This window comes from Psychrobacter sp. FME6, assembly GCF_014861365.1.
GTDB lineage: Bacteria > Pseudomonadota > Gammaproteobacteria > Pseudomonadales > Moraxellaceae > Psychrobacter.
The window spans coordinates 1-823 of sequence record NZ_RRYW01000224.1 but is presented as its reverse complement, the minus strand read 5'-3'; the positions used below and the strand labels follow the sequence as shown (position 1 = coordinate 823).

The following is an 823-nucleotide window of genomic DNA, read 5'->3' as shown; positions in this document are numbered from 1 at the left end:
TCATCGAGTCGTTAGTTTACCAAGTTTATCTCTACGGTTTCTTCAGCATAGCTCAAACTGCTGGTAAAATTTTACTTAACCAACTTGCTGATTCTATACGAGAATCTATGCTATCTAACCATTTTAAACTTATATCACTAAACACTAAATTATTGATAATAGGACAAGCCTTTAAGTTTGAGTTTCTTCTAGATAACTTTACATCTATATTATTGCCATCTACAGTTGTTTTACCAGTTGATTTTTTTGGGGGAAACTGCATAACTAATAATCTCCATTCGTTGATAGATAAAGATGCACATTAAAGTCTTCTTCAATAGATGACACTAATTCTTCAGTTTCACCTTCGGAGTTAGTAATTCCAAGGTAGACCAACTCTTTCACTTCAGATATTGCACGATAATGAACATTACTGTAAGGGATGCCATCATCATCAGTAAACTTAAATTGAACTTTATAAAGTTCAATAGATCCCCAAGGGTCTTTATTCTTTAAATGTACTTTAATCTCATCAGGATTCGAGCTAAAGAAAGTTTCAGTGTTTCCCTCAATATCTGTAACACCCTCAAACCTCTCTTTCGTATTCTCATTGATAGCAATATATGGTGTGTTGGCATAAGGAATGTCATCATCGTCAGCAAACTTAAATTGCGCTTTAAACATCGCACCAGCTATCAGACTCGGCAGCCCCGCCAATCCCAGCCCATCAACTCCACCCCCAGTCTTAGAATGCTTACCACCTTTCTCCGTAAACTGCTTAGCCGATATTGTAGTGGCATAATAAAATTGGACAGCTTCTAAGAGGTTATAATAACCCAAAGAA

General features: G+C 36.2%; 2 protein-coding genes. Both read right to left on the bottom strand.

All coding sequences use genetic code 11. The annotated features are described in order from the left end of the window. Window positions 1-52 precede the first annotated feature (52 nt). Window positions 53-262 carry a hypothetical protein gene (locus EI162_RS14355; protein ID WP_192524970.1) on the bottom strand — a complete coding sequence of 70 codons (210 nt, stop codon included), beginning with the start codon at window positions 260-262 and terminating at the stop codon, window positions 53-55. A 2-nt stretch (window positions 263-264) separates the two neighbouring features. After that, a partial coding sequence (locus tag EI162_RS14350) for a hypothetical protein (protein WP_192524969.1) occupies window positions 265-823 on the bottom strand: 559 nt, incomplete at its 5' end.